This is a genomic window from Dellaglioa sp. CoH-55-MRSF-8 (genome assembly GCF_056782195.1).
In genome coordinates, this window is record NZ_JBXAYH010000185.1 from 1 (window position 1) to 275 (window position 275).

Here is a 275-nt window from a genome sequence, read left to right on the forward strand (position 1 = left end):
TCTGCGATCTTATATCGATCGAGCCCGTGGGTCGCATAGTCGAAATCACCGTGGCAGTGACCGTGCAGCATCCAGTAACCGTGCTGGCAGTTACGCCAGTGGGCAATCGGGTGGTGGTCCATAATGATGTTGCGCCCATTAAACTTGATGTAAGCGCGATGCTCATGCACTTCCCGGAACAAGCCACTGGTCTTGTAGAACTCGATGTGCTTGTCGTCGTGATTGCCCAACACCAGAAACTTGTTCGGCGTCTCGATCTGTTCGATGAGTGCGCC

At 53.8% G+C, this 275-nt stretch carries 1 protein-coding gene; it reads right to left on the reverse strand.

The features are described from left to right. On the reverse strand, positions 1-275 hold a 275-nt coding region (locus AC1RPW_RS08430; protein WP_481769515.1), incomplete at both ends, for a hypothetical protein.